Raw genomic sequence first — 24,221 nt, 5'->3', positions numbered from 1 at the left:
GCTCGGCGCCCGGCTCGGCCTCGCCTCCCGGAACGCCACATCGAACTGAACCGGCCGCTGTTCGGGACCCCGCCGAGCAGGCGCGGTCGGCCCCGGGAGGTGCCCTGGCCCCGGCCGACGCGGTGAGCCTGCCCGCTTCCGCCTGACATCCCGGCCCGCTCGCACCACGTTGTCCGTCCCGGTCGCTACTGTCGGAACCATGGACGGCACACAGGGCGCACACGGGGCAGAGCGGACACACGGAGTGCGGGGCGCACCGAGCGCACGGGAGGCGAGCCCCTACGGGTCCGCCGACACCGAGCGCTTCGACACCGAGGAGGACAAGCGCCCCGGCCGCACCGCCTTCCAACGCGACCGGGCCCGGGTCCTGCACTCCGCGGCCCTGCGCCGGCTCGCCGGAAAGACGCAGGTGGTCACCCCCGGCACCCGCTCCCTCGTCTGGGACGCCAGCCCCCGCACCCGGCTCACCCACTCCCTGGAGTGCGCCCAGGTCGGCCGCGAGCTGGGCGCGGTCCTCGGCTGCGACCCGGACCTGGTGGAAACGGCGTGCCTGGCCCACGACATGGGCCATCCGCCGTTCGGCCACAACGGCGAACAGGCGCTCAACGACTTCGCCTCCGACTGCGGCGGCTTCGAGGGCAACGCCCAGTCGCTGCGCCTGCTGACCCGCCTGGAACCCAAGCGCTTCGTCCGCGACCCGCGCACCGGCGACCTGGTCAGCGTCGGCCTCAACCTGACCCGGGCCGCCCTGGACGCCGCCACCAAGTACCCCTGGCCGCGCGGCGCGCACCCCACCGACCCGCTCTCCGCCAAGTTCGGGGTGTACGCGGATGACGTCCCCGTCTTCGCCTGGGCCCGCGAGGGCGCCCCCGAGGGCCGCACCTGCTTCGAGGCCCAGGTGATGGACTGGTCCGACGACGTGGCGTACTCGGTGCACGACTTCGAGGACGGGCTGCACGCCGGGCACATCGACCCCAACTGCCTCTATGCCGAGCCGGAGCGGGAGGAGATCTGGGCGGTCGCGATCGGCCGCTACGTCCCGGCCGGGACCGACCCGCAGGAGCTGTCGGAGGCCCTGGACCGGCTGATCGACCAGGACTGGTGGCCGCACGGCTACGACGGCTCCGCCGTGGCCCAGGCCCGCCTGAAGGACGCCACCAGCCAGCTCATCGGCCGTTTCTGCACGGAGGCCGAGACCGCCACCCGCGCGGTGTACGGCCCCGGCCGCCTCGGCCGGTACGGCGCCGAGCTGGTCGTCCCGCGCGCGGTGCGCCACGAGTGCGCGGTGCTCAAGGCGGTCGCCGACCGTTACGTGATGCAGCGCGCCGAGCAGGAGGCCCTCCGCGCCGACCAGCGTGTCGTGATCGCCGAGCTGGCCGCCGCCCTCACCGCCCGCGCCCCCGAGGGCCTGGAACCGCACTTCCGCGCCCTGTTCGAGCAGATGTCCGACGACCACGCCCGCAAGCGGGTCCTCGTCGACCAGATCGCCGCGCTCACCGATGCCTCCGCACGATCCCTGCACGCCGCACTCACCGCCCGTCGCGGGTGACCGGCAGACTGGAACCCTGACCACCGGGGGTGACCTGTCCCGGGCACCCCCTCTTTCGCCATCACGCTGCGTGCGGGACGCTCGCAGCTGGGGGCGCCGCGCAGCACAGCACTGAGGAGGCATCAAGTGGTCGACGCACACCAGACGTTCGTCATCGTCGGAGCAGGACTCGCAGGGGCGAAGGCGGCCGAAACACTGCGCGCCGAAGGGTTCACCGGCCGGGTGATCCTCATCGGCGACGAGCGCGACCACCCCTACGAACGGCCGCCGCTCTCCAAGGGCTACCTGGAAGGCAAGGCCGAACGCGACAGCGTCTTCACCCACGAACGCGCCTGGTACGCGGGCGCCGACATCGAACTGCACCTCGGCCAGCCGGTCACCGCGCTCGACCGGGACGCGAGGACCGTGCAGCTCGGCGACAACACCGTCATCCACTACGACAAGCTGCTGCTGGCCACCGGCTCCGAACCGCGCCGCCTGGACGTCCCCGGCACCGACCTGGCCGGCGTCCACCACCTGCGTCGCCTCGCCCACGCCGACCGGCTGCGCAACGTGCTCGCCGCCCTCGGCCGCGACAACGGCCACCTGGTCATCGCCGGAGCCGGCTGGATCGGCCTGGAGGTTGCCGCCGCCGCCCGCGGCTACGGGGCCGAGGTCACCGTCGTCGAAACCGAGTCCACCCCCCTGCATCAGGTCATCGGCCCCGAGCTGGGCCAGATCTTCACCGAACTGCACAGCGCGCACGGTGTCCGCTTCCACTTCGGGGCCCGCCTCACCGAGATCACCGGCCAGGACGGCATGGTGCTCGCCGCCCGCACCGACGACGGCGAGGAGCACCCCGCCCACGACGTACTCGCCGCGATCGGCGCCGCCCCGCGCTCCGCCCTCGCCGAGGCCGCCGGCCTGGAGATGGCCGACCGCGCCCACGGCGGCGGCATCGCCGTCGACGCCTCCCTGCGCACCTCCGACCCGGACATCTACGCCGCCGGGGACGTCGCCGCCGTCGCCCACCCGCTGCTCGGCACCCGGCTGCGCGTCGAGCACTGGGCCAACGCCCTGAACGGCGGACCCGCCGCCGCCCGCGCCATGCTCGGCCAGGAGGTGAGCTACGACCGCGTCCCGTACTTCTTCTCCGACCAGTACGACCTGGGCCTCGAATACTCCGGCTGGGCCCCGCCCGGCTCCTACGACGAGGTGATCATCCGGGGCGACGCCGGGAAGCGGGAGTTCATCGCGTTCTGGCTGAAGGACCGCCGCGTCCTCGCGGGGATGAACGTCAACGTGTGGGATGTCACCGAAACGATCCAGGAGCTCATCAGGGCCCGCCGGCAGCACGACCCGGAAGCCCTCGGGGACCCGTCGGTCGCGCTGGACTCCCTGCTCTGAGGCGCTCGACCGGGGCGCGGGCATCAGGGCCCGCACCCCGGGCCGATCCCCGTCGGGCGTCCGGCTGCCCTCAGGGGGTGCCCGACCATCCCGCGTGGGCGGGCGACGCCCGATTGTCAGGCACCCCCCGCCCCACCCGTAGACTTCACGCGTGGCTGGCAGGATCAATGACGACGACGTGAAGGCGGTACGGGACGCGGTCCCGATCGACTCCGTCGTGTCCGAATACCTCCAGCTGCGCAACGCGGGCGGCGGCAACCTCAAGGGACTCTGCCCCTTCCACGACGAGAAGTCCCCCTCCTTCCAGGTCAGCCCCGGCAAGGGCCTGTTCCACTGCTTCGGCTGCCAGGAGGGCGGCGACACGATCGCCTTCGTGATGAAGATCGACCACCTCTCCTTCTCGGAGACGGTCGAGCGCCTGGCCGCCAAGGCGGGCATCACCCTGCGCTACGAGGAAGGCGGCTACAACCCCTCCCACCAGCGCGGCGAACGCATCCGGCTGATCGAGGCCCACCAGGCCGCCGCCGAGTTCTACGTACGCGCGCTGGAGAGCCCCGAGGCCGAGATCGGCCGCAAGTTCCTCGCCGAGCGTGGCTTCGACCAGGACGCCGCCGCCCACTTCCGCGTCGGCTACAGCCCGGCCGGCTGGGACCACCTCACCCGCCATCTGCGCGGCAAGGGCTTCAGCGACAAGGAACTGATCACCTCCGGCCTCTCCCAGGACGGCCGCCGCGGCCCCATCGACCGCTTCCGCGGCCGGCTGATGTGGCCCATCAGCGACACCGCCGGGGAGATCGTCGGCTTCGGCGCCCGCAAGCTGCGCGAGGACGACAACGGCCCGAAGTACCTCAACACCCCCGAGACCCCGGTCTACAAGAAGTCCCAGGTGCTGTACGGCATCGACCTGGCGAAGAAGGACATCGCCAAGGCCAGCCGCGCCGTCGTCGTCGAGGGCTACACCGACGTCATGGCCTGCCATCTCGCCGGGGTCACCACCGCCATCGCCACCTGCGGCACCGCCTTCGGCAACGACCACATCAAGATCCTGCGCCGCCTCCTCATGGACAACGGCAGCGCCCGCGTGATCTTCACCTTCGACGGCGACTCGGCCGGCCAGAAGGCCGCCCTGCGCGCCTTCGAGGACGACCAGAAGTTCGCCGCCGAGACGTACATCGCCATCGCCCCGGACGGCATGGACCCCTGCGACCTGCGGCTCGCCAAGGGCGACGACTCCGTACGCGACCTGGTCGAGCCGCGCACCCCGCTCTTCGAGTTCGCCCTGCGCCAGATCGTCGGCCGGTACGACCTGGAGACCCCGGCCGGCCGCGCCGCCGCCCTCGACGAGGCCGCCGCCGTCGTCGCCAAGATCAAGACGAGCAGCGTGCAGCGCGAGGTCGCCGTCCAGCTCGCCGGACTCGTCGGCATCCTCGACCAGGAGTTCGTCGTCCACCGCGTCGCCCAGCTCGCCCACTGGGCCCGCGGCAAGGGCGGCGACCACGGCGGCCGCGGCGGACCCCAGGGCCCCCGGAGCCCGCGCGGCGGCGCCCCGCAGCAGCCCGCTCCCGCCCCCGGCTTCTCCGGACCCGCTCTCAACCTCCGCAGCCCCGCCCACCGCACCGAACGCGAACTGCTCAAGCTCGCCCTCCAGAAGCCCGCCCTGGTCTCCCCGGCCTTCGACGCGTACGGCCTGGACGAGTTCACCGCCCCGCCCTACGCCGCCGTGCGCCGCTGCATCGAGGAGGCGGGCGGCGCCGAACAGGGCCTCGCCGACAACCGCGAGTATCTGGTCGCCGTCATGGACGCCGCCCCCGACAACACCGTCCGCAGCCTCGTCACCGAGCTGGCCGTCGAGGTGTTCCGCGGCAAGAACATCGACGAGACCTACGCGGGCATGCAGCTCGTCCAGGTCCGGCTGCGCGCCGTGGACCGCCGCATCGACGACGTCCAGGGCAGCCTCGTCCGCCTCGGCAGCCACGTGGCGCCCCAGGACCTGGCCGCCGCGCAGAACGAGGTCTGGGTGCTCCAGCAGTACGCCCAGTCCCTGCGCGCCCACGGCGCCGCCGCGCTGTAGGCTCTGTCGCCGTCAGGGCGGTAACCGCCGGGTGACGGACCGGAACCAGAAAGTCACCGCACGCCCCTCGTGACAGCCGTGTGCCGTACCCCACACTGGGGAATGGCTGAGTCATCGGAGCACACCGGTCCGCAGGAGAGCACCTCGGGGCCGGACAGACCTCCACCCCCCGTCATCCGGCAGCGATCACCTGGAGGTCGCCCCCGTGCAGACCCGGACCGTGACGACCACGACCGAGACCATCGCGGCCATCCCGGCGCAGGACAGGTCCAGGCACCACCCGGAGACCACAGCCGGCCCGCCCGGATACGCACCCGAGGCGGTCATGGTGGAAGCGACACACCTCCCCGACCCCCCGGAGCCGCGCAACCGGGCGGACTCCGGCGGCCCCACCTCCGACCTGTTCCGGCAGTATCTGCGCGAGATCGGCCGCATCCCCCTGCTCACCGCGGCCGAGGAGGTCGAACTGGCCCGCCGCGTCGAGGCCGGGCTCTTCGCCGAGGAACGCCTCGCGGGCACCCCGGACCTCGACTCCCGCCTCGCCGGGGACCTGGACCGGCTGGTCGTGATGGGCCGCACGGCCAAACGCCGCCTCATCGAGGCCAACCTCCGCCTCGTCGTCTCCGTCGCCAAGCGCTACGTGGGCCGCGGACTGACCATGCTCGACCTGGTCCAGGAGGGGAACCTGGGACTGATCCGGGCCGTGGAGAAGTTCGACTACGCCCGGGGCTACAAGTTCTCCACGTACGCGACCTGGTGGATCCGGCAGGCCATGTCCCGCGCGCTGGCCGACCAGGCCCGCACCATCCGCGTCCCGGTCCATGTCGTGGAACTGATCAACCGCGTGGTGCGGGTCCAGCGCCGGATGCTCCAGGAACGCGGCGTCGAGCCCAGCGCCGAGGACGTCGCCGGCGAGCTCGACCTGACTCCCGAGCGGGTCACCGAAGTCCTCCGCCTGGCCCAGGAGCCCGTCTCCCTGCACGCACCCGTCGGCGAGGAGGACGACGTCTCCTTCGGCGACCTCATCGAGGACGGCGACGCCGCGTCACCCGTCGAGTCCGCCGCCTTCCTCCTGCTGCGTGAACACCTGGAGGCGGTCCTCTCCACCCTCGGCGAGCGCGAACGCAAGGTCGTCCAGCTGCGGTACGGCCTGGAAGACGGACGGCCCCGCACCCTGGAGGAGATCGGCCGGATCTTCGGCGTGACACGCGAACGCATCCGCCAGATCGAGTCCAAGACCCTCAGCAGGCTGCGGCACCACGCCTTCGCCGACCAACTACGCGGCTACCTCGACTGATCCGCGGGAGACCGGCACCTCACTCCACCTCGGACAGCGCCTCCGCGAACTGCGCCGCGTACAGCCGCGCATACGCACCCCTGGCCGCCAACAACGCCTCGTGTGTGCCCTGTTCGACGATCGAACCGTTCTCCATCACCAGGATCACGTCCGCGTCCCGGATCGTGGAGAGCCGGTGCGCGATCACGAACGACGTACGCCCGTGGGCCAGGCGCGCCATCGCCTTCTGGATCAGCACCTCGGTCCGGGTGTCCACCGAGCTGGTCGCCTCGTCGAGGACCAGGATCACCGGGTCGGACAGGAACGCCCGCGCGATGGTGATCAGTTGCTTCTCGCCCGCGCTGACCCCGGAGCCGTCGTCGTCGATCACCGAGTCGTACCCGTCGGGCAGCGTCCGGATGAACCGGTCCGCGTGCGCCGCCCGGGCCGCCTCCTCGATCTCCTCCCGGGTGACCTCGCGCGAAGCGCCGTACGCGATGTTCTCGGCTATGGAACCGCCGAACAGCCAGGTGTCCTGGAGGACCATCCCGATCGAGGACCGCAGATCGTTCCGGGACATCTTCGCCACATCGACCCCGTCGAGCGCGATCCGTCCGCCGGTCACTTCGTAGAACCGCATCAGCAGGTTGACCAGCGTCGTCTTGCCGGCCCCGGTGGGACCGACGATCGCGACGGTCTGCCCCGGCTCCACGCTCAGCGACAGCCCCTCGATCAGCGGCTTCTCCGGCTCGTAGCGGAAGGACACCTTCTCCAGCGAGACCCGGCCCTCGACACGCTCCGGGCGCTCGCCGTGCTCCGGATCCGCGTCCTGCTCCTCGGCGTCCAGCAGCTCGAAGACCCGCTCCGCCGAAGCGATGCCGGACTGCACCAGGTTGGCCATCGAGGCGACCTGCGTCAGCGGCATCGAGAACTGCCGCGAGTACTGGATGAACGCCTGCACGTCACCGATCGACAGCGCGCCCGAGGCGACCCGGAGCCCGCCGACCACGGCGACCAGCACATAGTTGAGGTTCGAGATGAACATCATCAGCGGCTGCATGATCCCGCTGGCGAACTGGGCCTTGAACCCCGCCTCGTACAGCGCGTCGTTCTGCTCGGCGAAGTCCCGCGCGGACTCCTCCTGCCGGCCGAAGACCTTCACCAGGGTGTGCCCGGTGTACATCTCCTCGATGTGGGCGTTGAGCTTCCCCGTCACCCGCCACTGCTGCACGAACTGCGGCTGCGACCGCTTGCCGACCCGCGTCGCGACGACCACCGACAACGGGATCGTCACCAGCGCGACCAGGGCCAGCAGCGGCGAGATCCAGAACATCATGACCAGTACGCCGACGATCGTCAGCAGGGAGTTGATGAGCTGCCCCATCGTCTGCTGGAGCGTCTGCGAGATGTTGTCTATGTCGTTCGTCGCCCGGCTCAGCACCTCACCGCGTTTGGACCGGTCGAAGTACGACAGCGGCAGCCGCGCCAGCTTCGTCTGGAGGTCCTCGCGCAACTGGAACACGATCCGGTTGATCACCCGGATCGACAGCCGTGTCGACACCAGCATCAGCAGCCCGGCCCCGACGTAGATCACCAGGGCGACCAGCAGGACGTTGCCCACGGCGCCGAAGTCGATGCCCTCGCCCGGGGTGAAGTCCACCCCCGAGAGCATGTCGGCCATGGAGCCACTGCCCTTCTCGCGCAGCCCCTCGATCGCCTGCGCCTTCGTCGTGCCGTCGGGCATTCCGCGCCCGACCACACCGGCGAAGATCAGGTCGGTCGCCTTCCCGAGGATCTTCGGCCCGGCCACCGACAGCGCGACGCTCACCGTCACCGCGGCCAGCATCAGCCACAGCGAGGACTTCTCCCGGCCGAACCGCTTCAGCAGCCGCTTGCTCGACCCCTTGAAATCCATCGACCGCTCGGTGGGCGCGCCCCCGGCCATCATCCGTCCGCCCGGACCGGCCATTACGCGGCCTCCGCTTCCGTCAGCTGGGAGAGCACGATCTCCCGGTACGTTTCATTGCCGTCCATCAGCTCGTGATGGGTGCCGGTCCCCACGACCCGGCCCTCGTCCAGCACCAGGATCCGGTCCGCGTCACGGATGGTGGACACCCGCTGTGCCACGATCACCACGGTCGCCCCGGCCGTCTCCCGCCCCAGCGCCGCCCGCAGCGCGGCGTCGGTCGCGTAGTCCAGCGCGGAGAACGAGTCGTCGAACAGATAGATCTCCGGGCGCTGCACCAGCGTCCGGGCGATGGCGAGCCGCTGCCGCTGACCGCCGGACACATTGGTACCGCCCTGCGCGATCGACGCGTCGAGCCCGTGCTCCAGCGCCTCGACGAACTCCTTCGCCTGCGCCACCTCCAGCGCGTGCCACAACTCCTCGTCGGTGGCGTCCGGATTCCCGTACCGCAGGTTCGTCGCGACCGTCCCCGAGAAGAGGTACGGCTTCTGCGGCACCAGACTCACCGTCTTCGCCAGCAGCACCGGATCCAGCGTCCGCACGTCCTCGCCGTCGACCAGCACCTCGCCGTCCGTCACATCGAACAACCGGGGTACGAGCCCGAGCAGCGTGGACTTCCCACTGCCCGTCGACCCGATGACCGCGGTCGTCTCCCCGGGCCGGGCCACCAGCTCCACCGCCCGCAGCACGGGCTCCTCCGCACCCGGATAGCGGAACTCGGCGCCCCGCACCTCCAGATGCCCGTGCCGCCGCAACTCGGTCACCGGCGCGACGGGCGGCACGACACTCGACCCGGTCCCGAGCACCTCCTCGACGCGCTCGGCGCACACCTCGGCGCGCGGCACCATCATGAACATGAACGTGGCCATCATCACGGCCATCACGATCTGCATCAGATAGGCGAGGAACGCGGTCAGCGCACCGATCTGCATCCCCCCGCTGTCGATACGGTGCGCGCCGAACCACACCACCGCGACCGACGACAGGTTGACCACCGTCATCACGGTCGGGAACATCAGCGCCATCAGCCGACCGGTCGCCACCGACACGTCGGTCAGTTCGGTGTTCGCACCCCGGAACCGCTTCTCCTCGTACCCGTCCCGGACGAAGGCGCGGATGACCCGGTTGCCGGTGATCTGCTCGCGCAGCACCCGGTTCACCGAGTCCAGCCGCTCCTGCATGGTGCGGAACAGCGGCCGCATCCTCTTCACGATGAGGCCGACCGAGACACCGAGCACCGGCACGACCGCCAGCAGCACCGCGGAGAGCGGCACGTCCTGCCCGAGCGCCATGATGATGCCGCCGACGCACATGATCGGGGCCGAGACCATCAGGGTGAACGCCAGCAGCACGAGCATCTGGATCTGCTGGACGTCGTTGGTGGTCCGGGTGATCAGCGAGGGCGCCCCGAAGCGCCCGAGCTCACGGGCCGAGAAGGACTGCACCCGGTCGAAGACGGCGGCCCGTACATCGCGTCCGAGGGCGGAGGCGGTCCGGGCCCCGTAGTACACGGCCCCCACATTGCAGAGCACCTGAACGACACTGACGGCGATCATGAGACCGCCGAACTCCAGGATGTAGCCGGTGTCGCCCACGACGACACCGTTGTCGATGATGTCGGCGTTCAGGCTGGGCAGATACAGCGTGGCGCAGGTCTGGAGCAGCTGGAGGAACACCAGCAGCACGATGGGTTTCTTGTACGGGCCCAGATGGGTCCGCAGGAGTTTTATGAGCACGCGGGTCTCTCGGAATCGGCGGAAGGCAGAAGCCGCCCCAGTTTCGCGTACGCCGTACTCCGAGAGCGAACCTTTTTCGCCAAGCCCAGGTCAAACCTGGAGCGCGCGGAGAGACCCCACGCGCTCCGGAATCACCCGCTCACTCCGGGTACGCGCTGTGCGCGACGCGCATCGGGGTCCGGGCCTGCCTCGCGGGGCGCTGTGTCGCGACGCGCACCGGGTCCGGGCCTACTCCGGGTGCGCGCCGCGGAAGGCTCCGGGGTGGATCTGGTCCCGGGTCGCCGCGTACTGCTGACGCACCGCGCCGCCGACCGCCAGCTCGTCGCCGGGCTCCAGCACCTGGGCCGCCGCGCCCTGCCAGGCCGGGGGAGTGCGCGGGTCGAGGGAGCCCTGCGAGACCCCGAGCGCCCATGCCGCCTGCCGGGCCGCGCCGATCGCCGCGTACTGGGCGGGCTGCGGCACCACGACCTGGGTGCCGAACACCGCCGGAGCCAGGGCCTGCACGGCGGGCAGCTCGGCGGTGGCACCGAGCAGGAAGACCCGCCGCACCGCCACCCCCCGTCCACGCAGTACGTCAAGGGCGTCGGCCAGCGAGCACAACATCCCCTCGAACGCGGCCCGCGCCAGATGCTCCGGCTTCATCGACTCGCGCCGCAGCCCGCTCAGGGTGCCCGCGGTGTGCGGGAGCTGCGGGGTGCGCTCGCCCTCCAGATACGGCAGCAGCACCAGCCCGGAGGCCCCCGGCGTCGACTTCAGCGCCAGCGCGGACAGCTCTTCCAGCCCCTCCACGCCCAGCATCTCGGCGGTCCCGCGCAGTGCGCGCACGGCGTTGGAGAGGTACACCACCGGCAGGTGCATCCCCGTGGCGTCGGCGAACGAGGTGATCATCCCGTTCGGGTCGGCGAGCGCCTCGTGGTGCACCGCCATCACGGACCCGGAGGCCCCCAGCGACACCACCGCGTCGCCCACCGCGACCCCGAGCCCGAAGGCCGCGGCCATGGTCTCGCCGGTGCCCGCGGAGATCAGCAGCCCCTCCGGCGTCATCCCGGCGGAGTCGGCGGGGCCGAGCACCTCGGGCAGCACGGCGGAGTGGCCGAGGGCCAGTTCGACCAGATCGGGCCGGTAGGAAGCGGACCCGGCCGACCAGTAGCCGGTGCCCGAGGCCGCGCCCCGGTCCGTGGTCCGCCGGGCGGGCCGGCCGAGCAGCTGCCACACGAGCCAGTCGTGCGGCTGGAGTACGGCGGCCACCCGCTGGGCGTTCTCCGGCTCCGTCCGCGCCAGCCAACGCAGCTTCGCCACCGGCTGCGCGGCCCCCGGCACGGCCCCGACGGCTTCCGCCCAGGCCCCCCGTCCGCCCAGCGCGTCGACGAGGTCGGCCGCGGCGACCTGCGCCCGCCGGTCGTTGCCGAGCAGAGCGGGACGCACGAGGTTGCCCTGCTGGTCCAGCGGTACGAGCCCGTGCTGCTGCGCGGAGACCCCGATGGCCTGCACGCCTTCGAGCAGCCCGCCGGAGGCCGCCTCGCCGAGCGAGAGCAGCCAGGCCTGCGGATCGACCTCGGCGGCCTTGGCCTCGACCGGATGGGCGGCGTACCCCTCCCGGAGAACGGCGCCCGAGTCCGTGTCACAGACGACGATGTGAGTGAAGGCGGAAGAACTGTCCAACCCCGCGACTATGCCCATGGGGAGATTCTGCCGCACCCCGCGACTCTCCCGTAACCGCCGCCGTACGCGACGAGGCCCCGGACCCTAGGTATTGGTGGTCCCCCAGTCGTCCTCGAAGCCGTTCCGGCTGCTGCGCTCCCGCAACGACCGGACCCGCTCGGCGACGGAGGCGGGCACCTTGTCCCCGACCTTGTCGCTGACCGAGTGGTACGCCTTGCCCGCGAAGTCCCGTCCGCTGTGCGCGGCACTCTCGGCGGCGTTGCGCACGGCGGGGTTCTCCGTGAACTGCCGGGCCGACTTCTTCAACTGCTCGTAACGCTCGCGCCCGGCTCGCGTGCCGAGCACGTAACCGAGGGCCACTCCGGCGATGAACGTGAGCCGGTACCGCATGGCTGCCACCCTTCCTACGCTTGGTGCGACGTGTGCAGCCCGCCTACCCACGACCACCCGAGATCACCCCGGACGATACCGATTGGCGGAGCACCCCCCTGCTTGCGCTAATGTATGTGTCGCAGCGAACACGCGCCGCCCGGCAGCCGCCAGGCAGGTAAGATTTCGCAGCGACGCAGCATTCCCCTGTAGCTCAATTGGCAGAGCAGCCGGCTGTTAACCGGCAGGTTACTGGTTCGAGTCCAGTCGGGGGAGCGCGATCCCCTGTAGCTCAATTGGCAGAGCATTCGGCTGTTAACCGGAGGGTTACTGGTTCGAGTCCAGTCGGGGGAGCGGAACGGAAGAGGACCCTTCGGGGTCCTTTTTCGCGTGCCCGGCCGATGTCTTCCCGGGGCGCCCGAGGGCCCCGGAGTGACTCTTTCGGGTCTCCTTGTCCTCGCCCGCAACCGGGCAGCACGCAGCGCCGTCCTCAAGATCAGGCGAAGTCGGCCATCCGAAGCGAGAGATCGTATGACCGGCTATGCTGCGGCAGACGGTGCGCACACTTGTACGCGCCACGCCGAAAACGGGGCGGTAGCTCAGCCGGTTAGAGCAGCGGACTCATAATCCGTCGGCCGTGGGTTCGAGTCCCACCCGCCCCACCGAGCGTCCCCAGGCAGAATCGTTCTGACCTGGGGAAACGTGTTTTTTGGGGGCGCTTTGCGTGTGGCGTTCGCCTCGTAGGGTGTGGCGAACGTAGGGATTTTGGCATCCTCGATGCGCTCAGCACGGCCGTGACCTGGGCTTTTTGTGGTTCCATGGCCGTGGGAGGGTTATGAACGCTCCCACGGCCTCTCGGTGCGGTGTCCTGGGAGCGAGGTGCGGGGCTGCGGCCTCGGCGAGGTCGGCGTGTCCTGCCAGCGGCTCTGGTGCCCCGCCGGTGATCTCTACCCGGTGTAGGTAGCGGAGTCGGGTTCGAAGCTTGCGACACCCGGGGGCGACAGGGAGCCAGGCTGAATCTCCGTAGTGTGGTCACGGGCCTTTGTCCGCATCGGACTCCGGGCCGCAGGCGGTCGATGCCCTCCGGATCCGCGGATCCGCAGGGTGTGCAGGATGGCAGCCCTTGTCCGCCTGCCCCGGCCCGAGGGCTGCCGTGGGCGTGTTCGGGATGCGCGGCCAGTGTCGAGCGCGGAGGCGTCCTCGACTTCCCCCAGACCGACGCTCGGCGCCACGTCGACGTTGCTACGGCAAGGACGGCACCTGCTGGCATTGCCGGGGCGCCTACCTGCTGTTGCTGCCGCCGGTGGACCAACTATTGGGGATAGCCTGTCCGTCGACCTCGTCGGAGCCCGCCTTGGCGCGTTGACACCGCCGATCGAGGCAATGGTTGGCTTACCCGGAGCCGGTGGGCGGTTGGGGCAGTCCTTGGCAAAATGCCGGGCTGCCCGGCGGAGGATCTTCCGTTCCAGCTGCCATTCCTTCTCGGCCTTGCAGCCGGGCTACCTCGGCCTCCTGGGATCCGCTCTGCCTCGAACCTCCCGCCGCGTCCTGGACCACCGCCATCGTCGTCCGCCTCCTCCACCACTGCGAGGTTTTCGTCATCAATGGCACCAGCTACCGGCCGAAGAACGGCGTCATCATCGATGCGCCATCGTGAGCTGACACAACCTCAAACTCTGTACACCAGACCGTATGCACCTCTGCACTGCTGCACATGCGCCGACTCCGCGACCAGAGTTCCCTCGTGCCTGGGGGGCCTCGGTGGCTTGATCATGCACTTGACGGGTTGCGGTCAATTTTGGTTGGATCTCGCTTTCTTCGTGAAGGTTTTGTGAGGGGGCGCTGTGCGCAGGGAAGGGTGGTCGTTCTATGTGTCGGCCACATGCGGGGGAAGACGAAGATTCGGGCGCTCAACCGCAGTGGCGGTTCTGACGACGGCGCTCGTGACGGTCGCCTCGGGCACGTTGTCGGCGTCGGCCGCTCAAGCCGGTTCGCTCGTGAACCGAGCTGCCAGCGACGAGCGGAAGGCCGCGGCACCCGCTTCGACGGAGGAGGAACGTCTGCTGCGGCAGGCGAAAGACTCGGGGCAACGTGTCGAGGTGACCGGGGAACGCACCGCCTATTCGACGGTGTTCGCGAATCCGGACGGAATGACCTTCACGCTGGAGCAGTCCACGGTGCCCGTACGCGCGGCGAAGTCCGGCGGCTGGGCGGAGCCGGACGCCACTTTGGTGCGCCGCGAGGACGGAACTGTCGGTCCCAAGGCGTCCGCCGCTGCCATGTCCTTCTCGGGGGGTGGGAAGACGGCCCCTCTGGCCGTGATCGTCGACCAGGGGCGTTCCCTCGCCGTCGACTGGCCCGAGCCCTTGCCGGAACCGGTACTGGAGGGGCCCACCGCGCTCTACCGTGATGTCCTCGATGGTGTCGACCTGCAGGTCAATGCCACCGCGGAGAGCTTTCAGCACATCCTAGTGGTGAAGACTCCGGAGGCAGCGAAGGATCCGCGCTTGGAGGAGCTCACCTTCGGTCTGCGGACAGAAGGGTTGACCATCCGTAAGGGCGTGGATGGGAATCTTACGGCCGTGGACGGCACGGGTCGGACGGTGTTCCGCGCGCCGCCGGCTCAGATGTGGGATTCTGAAGGTTCGGCCGAGCCCGAGCGGGTGAAATCGCCTGCCCCGAGTGAAGCGGCCGAAGCGAGCAGTTACGCCGGTCCGGAGGCCTCCGACTCGGGCAAGGGCGTCGAGCCCGGCCAGGGCGACAAGGTGGTGCGCATGGACGCGCGCGTCGCGAAGGACTCGCTGACCGTGGTGCCGGACGCCGCCATGCTGAGCCGGACCAAGCCATCCGCCTTCCCGCTGTTCATCGACCCGCTCGTGACCTGGGGGGAGGGTGAGCGGACCCTGCTGCGTTCAGACGGGTACGAGTCCTACGACTGGTCGAACGGTGACGACGGCCTGGGCAAAGGCGTCGGCAAGTGCGGCACGTGGAACGGCTATTACTGCGGCCCTGGATACACCCAGCGTCTCTATTTCGAGTTCTCGCCCGCTTCGCTGAAGGGCAAGCACGTCCTCGACGCGACCTTCGCGGTCACCGAGCCCTGGGCCTTCCAGTGCGAGCCGAGGTGGGTGGACCTGGTCCGCACCGACAACATCTCCGCGTCCACCACCTGGTCCTCCCGCCCGAAGGAGCGGGACCTGATGGTCGACCGGCATGTGTCCGCGGGCCGGGGATCGCTCTGCGACCCCGACTCTCCCGACGCCGCCATCGAGTTCAACGATAATCCGGACGAGTCCAACGAGAACCTCACCCCCACGGTGCGTGACTTCGCGGCCGGCAAGTTCGCCCGGCTGACCCTCCAGCTCCGTGCCCACGACGAGGGCGACACGGCTGCATGGAAGCGGTTCAAGAACGACGCCGTGCTGTCGGTCAAGTACGTGGGCAAGCCTGCCGTTCCCGTGAACGTCGGAATCACCTCGGGGACCGGCACGGTCTGCTCGCCGAACTCCGCCGACCCCGCCGTCATCAGCGATCCGACCCCACAGCTGGTCGGCAAGCCGAAGACCATGGCCGGTGGTGAGTCCCAGGCCAATCTGCGGATCCGCTGGCGCACCGAGCGCTGGGACGGAAGCGCCTGGGTACTGGCACAGACCGATATCGACAGCCCGACATCCGGCTACGTGGGCAATCTCAACGTACAGTCCAGGAGCTTGCCGACGGCGCTGACCGAGGGCGTTGGCTATCGCCTCAAAGCCCTGACGCTCTCGTACTACGAAGGGGGTACGAACCGGCTCAACACCGGTTACAGCGCACCTTGTTACTTCAAGATCGACAACACTTCGCCCAAGGCTCCGACCGTGAAGCTGCAGGCTCCCTACTCCCAGTGTCTGCCGAACGCGTGCGCGGCAGGAGGCGGGCCGGGAGTCGTAGCGAAGGTCCGGTTCGCTCCGGCGGCCGTGGACACCAACGTCGTCGACTTCCAGTACCGGCTCACCGAGAGCGAGGCGTGGAAGACGGTGTGCAAACCCGGTTCCCCCTGCATTTTCGAAGCCGCCATCACCCTGGTGAAGTCCGGTACTCAGCGCCTCTACGTCAAGGCGAAGGATTCACTCGGACGTTGGGGCGAGCAACAGGTTCTGGACTTCCTGGTGGCCTCGGGTGAGGGGCCCGTCGCCCGCTGGCGCTTCGACGAGGCCACGGGGGTGGCGAAGAACAGCGTGGCAGGCGGCTCCGCGCACGACGCATCGCTCGTCGGCGCGGCGGTCCGTGACGACCGGGGTCGCCGGGGACTGATCACTCACGACGCGAATGGAGTGCCGCTCGCCAGCCCGGTCACGGACCGGGGCCTGTCCCTGGACGGCAGCGGGGCGGCCGCCGCGACCGCCCGGTCGGTCGTGGAAACCCGGTCGGCCTACACGGTCTCCGCATGGGCGCGGCTGAACACCCGCGACAAGGACGCCATCGTGCTGTCCCAGGACGGAGCGAAGTACAGCTCCTTCCTCATGTGGTATGAGACCAGCTACAACTCCTGGGTCTTCGGAGTGAAGGAGAGGGACGAGGACAACGGCCAGGCCTACCTCGGCATCGTGGGCAAGGCGCCGGCCGTGACGGGCGCGTGGACTCACCTCGCCGGTACCTACGACCCGGCCACGAAGGAACTGAAGCTCTACGTCAACGGCGTACTCCAGGGCACCCGGGTGACGCCCAGCGGCTGGTCCTCGTCCGGCCCCTTCAACGTGGGCCGCTACCTCTGGAACGGTCAGCGGAACTGGAACTTCAACGGGTCGATCGACGAGGTCGCCGTCTGGCAGCGCCGACTGGAGGACTCCGAGATCGCGGACGAGGCCAGGCTGCTTACGTCGGAGGGTTTCGCAGGCGCCGAACTGGTCGCCGACTGGTCGCCGGCGGGCGGCAGCGGGACGGCGGTCACGGACAGCACGTCCGGCTACGGCCGAACGCTGAATCTGACCGGCGGTGCGGCTGTCCAGGACGGAGAGATCGTCTTCGACGGTGTGGACGACGTCGCCACGTCCAGCGGGGCGCCGCTGGACGACACCGGCTCCTTCACTGCCACGACGACCGTTGCCCTGGACAAGGAGCGGGTGCTGTCGAAAAGCGTCGGCTACACCGGCCAGGTCTTCGGGCAGCGCACGGCGAGCGGGTCGTCCTGGGGCTTCTGGTACCAGATGACAGGGAAGGACACCGTCCTCGACCCCGAGACCGGTCTGGAAGTGACTGAACCGGTCGGCAAATGGCACTTCGGGCGTCTCAACGCCGACGGGACCCTGACGTCGGTGGTGTCCGACGAGATCGTGTCGCTGGACAGCGTGGTCCGGCTGACCGGGACGTTCGACGCCCAGGCCGGGACGATAAGCCTATACACGGGTCACAACCAGAACGGTGACGACAAGGCGTACACGGCACAGGCGGGTGCCGGGGACCTCGCCGTAGGCGCTGCCCAGATCGGCGGCGTCTGGAAGAACCACCTCCCGGCCCGGGTCTCGGAGATCCGCCTGTGGGTGGGCGCCATGGCCGGATCGGCCCAGATCGACGCCCACGTGGGCGACTGAACCGACCCATCGTCGAGGGCGGTGCCACGTCTGGCGCGACACCGCCCTCGCTCTCACGGCCCGACGGCCGTATGACCGGCGCCCAGGTGGGAAGCCGGCCTCTCGAACTGGAGTGCATGGACATGTTCGGCACTGGCACAAGACGACGGGGGAGTGGGGGCTGGAGGCTCCGTCCCAGAGCTCTGGCCCTCGCGCTGACCCTGGGCATGGTGGCACCGCTGGCGCTGGTTTCCGGCGCCGAAGCTGCCCAACGCGGCCTCGGCCGGCCCGACGTACAGGAACAACGAGTCAGCAAGGTGAGGGCCGTCGACACGGCGGCGGGCAGGAAGGCCCGCAAGCAGGTCGCGGCAGATCTGGAGGCCAACACCCGGCAGGCGGGGCGGGCGGACACCGAGCGGCGTGACGCCGTCTGGCCGAAGCCGGGAACGGCCGAGCTCCCGGCGGCGGAGGGCAGGACGGCGGAGGCCGTCGTCGGCGGGCTGCCGCTGGCCCTCTCGCGACGGGACGCACGGAACGCCGGGACGGCCGACGACGTGCGGTCGACCGTCACCGTCCTCGACCAGAAGGCGGCCGACCGGCTCGGCATCACCGGAGTGGTGCTCACCGCCGATGTGCCGGTCGGCGGACCGGCCGATGTGGCCGTGGAGTACGGCGGGTTCGCCTCCGCGGTGGGTGGCGGCTGGGCCGGCCGGCTGGAGCTCGTACAGCTTCCGGCCTGCGCGCTGACCACACCGCGGAAGCCGGCCTGCCGAGAGAGGACCCCCCTCGGATCCGACAATGACGCGCGCCGGCAGAAGGTCTCCGCGACACTGCCGTCGAAGCCCGCGTCCGCTTCGGGAGGCGCAGGCCGGGCGCCGTCCGCCGCCGGTACGGCCGTCCTGGCGCTCACCGCGGCCGGAGCAGGCGCCGGTGAGTCCCCGAAGGGCAGCGGAGACTACTCCGCCACCGAGCTTGCCGAGTCCTCGTCGTGGTCGGCGGGCAGCAGCTCCGGGGCTTTCACCTGGAACTACGACCTCAAGCTGCCTTCCGCCGCCGCGGGACCGACGCCCACGATGTCCCTGTCCTACGACTCCGGGAGCGTGGACGGCCGCACCGCCACCACGAACAACCAGGGCAGCCCCGTCGGCGAGGGCTTCGGCACTACCGAGTCCTACGTCGAGCGCAGTTACGGCAGTTGCGACGAGGACGGCCACGAGGACGTCTTCGACCTCTGCTGGAAGTACGACAACGCCAGGCTGGTACTGAACGGCAAGTCCAGCACCCTGGTCAAGGACAAGACCACCGGGCAGTGGCGGCTGCAGGGTGACGACGCCTCGTCGGTCACCCGGTCCACGGGCGCGGACAACGGCGACGACAACGGTGAGCATTGGACCGTCGTCACGGGCGACGGGACGAAGTACGTCTTCGGTCTGGACAAGCTCGACGGGGCCGGAAGCCAGCGGACCAACTCTGTGTGGACGGCTCCCGTCTTCGGCGACGACAGCGGTGAGCCGGGGTACACGGGCGGGGACTCCTTCGCGAAGCGCTCCCTGACCCAGGCGTGGAGGTGGAACCTGGACTACGTCGAGGACACCCGGGAGAACGCGGCCACCTACTGGTACACGGCGGAGGCCAACTACTACCGCAAGAACAAGGCCGACAAGGCGAACACCTCCTACATCCGCGGCGGATACCTCAACGAGATCCGCTACGGGCTGCGCAAGGGCGCCCTCTTCACCGACGCCGCCGACGCCAAGGTCACCTTCGCCCACGGCGAGCGGTGCACCGTGGCGGACTGCGTGACCTTGAAGAAGGAGACGGCGCACAACTGGCCGGACGTACCGTTCGAGTCGCTGTGCTCCAAGGACGACGCGGACTGCGAAGCCCTGGCGCCGGCCTTCTTCACCCGCAAGCGCCTGACGTCGGTCAACACCTTCTCCTGGTCCGCGGCGACGTCGGAGCACACCCCGGTGGACTCCTGGGCGCTGACCCAGAAGTACTTGGACGGCGGCGACATCGGCGACACCTCCGACCAGGTCCTTACGCTCACCTCCCTCAAGCGCACAGCGAAGGCGGGAACGGCCGTCGAGTTCGAACCGGTCGGATTCACCTACCACATGCGCCCCAACCGCGTGGACGGCACGGACGACATCCTTGCGCTGACCCGGCCCCGCGTCTCGACCGTCACCTCGGAGACGGGGGCGGTCACCACCGTCACGATGTCGGCGCCCGAGTGCGTCCGCAGCGAGGTCCTCGGCAAGCCTGAGGACACCAACACCCGCAACTGTTTCCCGCAGTTCTGGAACATCAACGGTTCCTCGGTAGCGTCCGTGGACTGGTTCCACAAGTACCGCGTGGTGGCCGTGGTGACGTCCGACCCGGCAGGGCAGAACGACACGGTCGAACAGGAGTACACCTACAGCGGAGCCGCCTGGCACTACAGCGACTCGCCCTTCACTCCCAAGGACGAGCGGACCTGGTCGGACTGGCGCGGATACCGGCAGGTCACCGTTCTCAAGGGCGCCAAGGCCACCACTCGTTCGAAGACCGTCTCCCTCTACCTCCAGGGCATGGACGGGGACCCCAACAAGGACGGCACCACCAAGTCCGTCAGCACATCCGCGCTTGCGGTCACCGGCCTGAACCTCGCGACGATGACCGACTCCGGGGCTTTCGGTGGGCAGCTGCGACAGCGGATCACCTACGCGGGGAACTCCCCGATCGGTGTGGTGGTCAACCAGCCGTGGCAGAAGGAGACCGCGCGCCAGGACGTGCCCGGCGCGGGCGACCACGTGGCCCGCTACGTCCGCACGCAGAAGACCACCACGTACACCTATCTGACCGTCCCCAAGTCCTGGCGCGCCCGGACCGTCTCCACCGACCACGACGACTACGGCATGCCGTACCAGGTGCAGGACAACGGTGACGACGCGAAGAGCGGCGACGAGATCTGCACCCGCACCTGGTTCGCCCGCAGTGACGAATCCGGCATCACGAGCCTGCCCTCGCGTACCCGGACGGTGGGGCGGACCTGCGCGACGACCGACGCGTCCCTGGACCTGCCCGCCGACTCCACCCGCCGCGGTGACGTCCTGACCGACTCGGCGATCGCGTACGACGGCGCCGCCTGGTCCACCACGCAGAAGCCCTCCAAGGGGCTGCCGACCTGGACGGGACGCGCCGCCTCCTACACCGCGGCCGACGCCCCCGGCTGGCAGAAGACCAGCACCACGTCCTACGACACGCTCGGACGTGCCCTGATCGTCACCGACGCCGACGACAAGTCGACGGTGACCGGCTACACCCCGACCACCGCGGGCCCGCTGACCGGGACCGTGGTCACCAACGCCAAGGGCTTCAAGACGTCGACGTTCTTCGACGCACGGCGCGGGGTGCCGCTGCGCACGTACGACGCCAACTCCCGCAAGACGGAGCTGACCTACGACGCCGTCGGCAGGCTGACGGACGTATGGCTCCCCAACCGCAACCGGGCGGCGGGTGAGAGCCCCAGCCAGAAGTTCCGCTACGCACTCAGCAACAGCAAGCCGTCGGCGGTCTCGACGGCGGTGCTGCAGAAGGACGGGGTCAGCTACAACACCACATACACGATCTACGACGCGCTGCTGCGGCCGCTCCAGACCCAGTCGCCGACCCCGCAGGGAGGCCGACTGCTCACGGATACCCGCTACGACTCCCGAGGCCTGGCCTACGAGACGCACGCGGACATCTTCGACAGCGCGGCGGCGCCCAACGGCACCTACACACGCGCGGAGTACGGCGAATCGCCCACCCAGACCGAGATCGTCTTCGACGGCGCCGAGCGGGAGACGTCGAGGTCGGTGCTCTTCTTCGGCGTCAAGCGCTGGACGACGGCCACCGAACACACCGGTGACTCCACCGGTACGAGCGCCCTCGCCGGGGGCACCGCGAACCGGGTGATCGTCGATGCCCGCGGCCAGAAAACCGAGACCCGCACGTACGCTGGCCCGCAGCCGACCGACCCCGCGTACGGGGGCGGCCTGGGCGTTCCCTACACCTCGGCGTCCACGGAGTACTCCCTGGACGGCAAGACGATCGTTTTCACCGGTCCGGACAAGGCGCGCTGGAGCTACGAGTACGACCTGTTCGGCCGGCAGACCGCCGCCGTGGACCCCGACAAGGGCCGGGCGACGACCGGGTACAACAAGCTCGACCAGGCGATCCGGGTCACGGACGCCCGACAGCGCTCGGTGCTGACGAAGTACGACGAGATCGGCCGGATCACCGGCACCTGGGACGGTGCCGAGATCGACGCGAAGCGCCTCACCGAGCACCTCTACGACGGGGTGACCAAGGGCAAGCCGTCCTCGTCGATCCGGTACGTCGGAGGCAAGGCCGGTCAGGCGTACACCCGTGAGGTCCTCGCGTACGACACGCTCGACCGCCCGTTGAGCAGCCGGATCAAGCTGCCGGCCGACGACCCGCTGGTCAAGGCGGGCGCCCCGGCGACCATTGATTCCACGAGCGCCTACAACAACGACGGGACGCGCCAGAACACCAAGGAACCGGCGCTCGGCGGGCTGCCGTCAGAGGTGGTCGAATACGGCTACACCGCCCTCGGACAGGTCAAGTCCGTCGTCGGCAGCACCGGTTACCTGCTCGACACCGACTACTCGGCCCTCGGTCAGCCGCAGCAGCTCATCCTGGGCGTGGCCAACACCGAGGCGCACAAGAAGGCCTACGTCACTCACACCTACGAGGAGGGCACCGGCCGCATCACCCGCAGCCACGTCACGGACCAGACCCACCCGTACATGCTGCAGGACCTCAACTACAGCTACGACCAGGCGGGGAACGTCACCGCGATCGCGGACCCGACCACCCTCGGCGCCACCGGAAAGGCGGACGCCCAGTGCTTCGCCTACGACGGTTTCCGTCGCCTGACCGAGGCGTGGACCCCCTCCTCGCAGAAGTGCTCGGACCCCCGCGACGCGTCGAAGCTGTCGGGACCCGCGCCGTACTGGACGGGGTACACCTACGACACGGCCGGACAGCGCAAGACGGAGACCCAGCACAAGCCGGCCGGGGACACCACCGACACCTACTGCTACCGGGGCGGCGACAAGCAGCCGCACACCCTCGCAGGCGTCAGCGCCAAGGGCAACTGCACCCAGCCCGAGCGCTCGTACACCTACGACGACGCGGGAAACACGGACTCACGGCCGGGAGCGACCGGGAAGCAGGTGCTGGAATGGGGCGCCGAGGGCAAGCTCGCCAAGCTCACGGAGGGAACCCGCACCACTGACTACCTCTACGACGCGGACGGCAACCTCCTCATCCGCGGCGAGAAGAACGGTGAGCGGGTGCTGTACGCCGGCGCCACCGAGCTGCACCTCAAGAGCGACGGCACCTTCTGGGCCCAGCGCTTCTACGGATCCACCGAGCTGTCCGTCGCCGTGCGCACCAACCAGGCTGGCACTAACAAGCTCTTCTACCTGGCCGGTGACCAGCACGGCACCTCCAGCCTGGCGATCGCCTCCGACACGCAGGCGGTGACCAAGCGCTATCTGTCCGCCTTCGGCGTGGAGCGGGCGGGCGCCGTCGGGTCCTGGGTGGACGACCGGTCCTTCCTGGGCAAGACACGCGACCGGTCCACCGGTCTGACCCATCTCGACGCACGCGAGTACGACGCGGAGCTGGGCCGGTTCATCAGCGCCGACCCGCTGCTGGAACCGGAGAAGCACCAGTCACTCGCCGGATACGGCTACTCCGAGAACAACCCAGTTACCCTTTCCGACCCGTCCGGTCGCGGAAGCTTCTCCTGCACCATGGGCGTGGACTGCCCGACAGGAGCGGAGAAGGTCGAGGAGACTGTCTCCCCGCCGCTGTGGGGCGCCAGTAGCACCGGCACGTCGGGTACTTCCTGGACCGGGCCGCTCGGCTACACCGGTATCCCGACCCTGCCGCTGGTGCAGCAGCCGCCGTTGCTCATGGGCCCCGACCCGATGCCGTTGCTGTTCACCGGGCCGATCAGCCCTGAGATGCAGAAGCTGCAAAAGATGTTCATGGAGGCACAGGCGATGTGCAGTGTGCCGTCGGGCAGTCTGGCGAACAACGAGCACGGGGGTGACGGCAAGGTCAACAGCGATGGGCCGTGGTCACTGGCGTTCCGCTGGGCATGGGGTAGTTCTGAGTTGCAAAACAGGATCTCGGACGTCTCCTATGACGGCGACGACGAGTTGACCCAGAGCCTCATCAAGAGCACCAGCATGAAGGACGCGCGGGAGCACGTGGCGGATCAGTTCCAGGAGAAGGGGAAGACCAAGGGCCAGAAGAAGTACAGCGTCACCAAGAACTCCGACGGCGACGATCTCAACCTCGCCCAGATCGTCGGTGTGTACGCTTCTGACTTCGGCGGACTGCTCGTCGGGAAGGACAGCCGGGAGGCCCAGGGAGTGCTCGGCTCCTACGATCTCACGTACAAGATCACCGAGAGTAAGGGCAGCACGCTTACGGTGGAGTACGAGGCGTGGACGGACATCGACAACGAATCGTTCGCGCCGATGCAGTGGAAGTGGCAGAAGGTCTTCAACGGGACCCCTCAGTACACCGGAGGCTACTTCGCCGGTTATCGGGTCGATGTTCGTTGGCAAGAGACCATCTACAAGTAGGCGGGCC

10 protein-coding genes and 3 tRNA genes are annotated in these 24,221 nt (G+C 69.5%); 9 read left to right on the top strand and 4 right to left on the bottom strand.

Features of this window, described 5'->3' with window-relative positions:
- The first annotated feature begins 199 nt into the window (after positions 1-199).
- From ACZ60Q_RS02840 to ACZ60Q_RS02825, 4 genes are all read left to right on the top strand, one after another.
- Positions 200-1,549, top strand: a complete 1,350-nt coding sequence (locus tag ACZ60Q_RS02840) for a deoxyguanosinetriphosphate triphosphohydrolase (protein ID WP_469627370.1) — start codon at positions 200-202, stop codon at positions 1,547-1,549.
- A 126-nt stretch (positions 1,550-1,675) separates the two neighbouring features.
- On the top strand, positions 1,676-2,935 hold the full coding sequence (locus ACZ60Q_RS02835) for an NAD(P)/FAD-dependent oxidoreductase (protein WP_469627367.1): 1,260 nt from the start codon (positions 1,676-1,678) through the stop codon (positions 2,933-2,935).
- 151 nt (positions 2,936-3,086) lie between these two features.
- Positions 3,087-5,006, top strand: coding sequence for a DNA primase (gene dnaG / locus ACZ60Q_RS02830; protein WP_469627365.1), 1,920 nt, complete (start codon positions 3,087-3,089; stop codon positions 5,004-5,006).
- A gap of 205 nt (positions 5,007-5,211) precedes the next feature.
- A complete protein-coding gene (locus tag ACZ60Q_RS02825) occupies positions 5,212-6,303 on the top strand; it encodes an RNA polymerase sigma factor (RefSeq protein ID WP_469627363.1) in 1,092 nt (363 codons plus the stop codon).
- A gap of 19 nt (positions 6,304-6,322) precedes the next feature.
- Here the strand turns inward: ACZ60Q_RS02825 and ACZ60Q_RS02820 are convergent, their stop codons facing one another.
- The 4 genes from ACZ60Q_RS02820 to ACZ60Q_RS02805 all read right to left on the bottom strand — a co-directional run bounded on the left by ACZ60Q_RS02820 (position 6,323) and on the right by ACZ60Q_RS02805 (position 12,036).
- A complete protein-coding gene (locus tag ACZ60Q_RS02820) occupies positions 6,323-8,251 on the bottom strand; it encodes an ABC transporter ATP-binding protein (protein WP_469627360.1) in 1,929 nt (642 codons plus the stop codon).
- Positions 8,251-9,984: an ABC transporter ATP-binding protein gene (locus ACZ60Q_RS02815; RefSeq protein WP_469627357.1), complete on the bottom strand. Its 1,734-nt coding sequence runs from the start codon at positions 9,982-9,984 to the stop codon at positions 8,251-8,253. The genes ACZ60Q_RS02820 and ACZ60Q_RS02815 overlap by 1 nt, the downstream gene beginning before the upstream one ends.
- A gap of 228 nt (positions 9,985-10,212) precedes the next feature.
- Positions 10,213-11,664, bottom strand: a complete 1,452-nt coding sequence (locus ACZ60Q_RS02810) for an FGGY family carbohydrate kinase (RefSeq protein WP_469627355.1) — start codon at positions 11,662-11,664, stop codon at positions 10,213-10,215.
- 66 nt (positions 11,665-11,730) lie between these two features.
- On the bottom strand, positions 11,731-12,036 hold the full coding sequence (locus ACZ60Q_RS02805) for a YtxH domain-containing protein (protein ID WP_469627352.1): 306 nt from the start codon (positions 12,034-12,036) through the stop codon (positions 11,731-11,733).
- A gap of 182 nt (positions 12,037-12,218) precedes the next feature.
- On the opposite strand from ACZ60Q_RS02805, the gene ACZ60Q_RS02800 reads away from it, so the two are divergent.
- From ACZ60Q_RS02800 to ACZ60Q_RS02780, 5 genes are all read left to right on the top strand, one after another.
- A tRNA-Asn gene (locus ACZ60Q_RS02800) sits at positions 12,219-12,291 on the top strand.
- A gap of 5 nt (positions 12,292-12,296) precedes the next feature.
- Positions 12,297-12,369: transfer RNA gene (locus tag ACZ60Q_RS02795), tRNA-Asn, on the top strand.
- A 234-nt stretch (positions 12,370-12,603) separates the two neighbouring features.
- Positions 12,604-12,677 (top strand) — tRNA-Ile (locus ACZ60Q_RS02790).
- 1,257 nt (positions 12,678-13,934) lie between these two features.
- Entirely contained in the window at positions 13,935-17,585 is a 3,651-nt protein-coding gene (locus tag ACZ60Q_RS02785) for a laminin G domain-containing protein (RefSeq protein ID WP_469627349.1), read from the top strand.
- A gap of 206 nt (positions 17,586-17,791) precedes the next feature.
- The gene (locus ACZ60Q_RS02780) at positions 17,792-24,214 is read left to right on the top strand and encodes an RHS repeat domain-containing protein (protein ID WP_469627346.1); all 6,423 of its coding nucleotides are present in this window, start codon (positions 17,792-17,794) and stop codon (positions 24,212-24,214) included.
- Positions 24,215-24,221 lie beyond the last annotated feature (7 nt).

Source organism: Streptomyces sp. NPDC104313, assembly GCF_055583985.1.
Note: the sequence above shows the minus strand (reverse complement) of the source record. Positions and strands in the feature narration are given on the sequence as shown.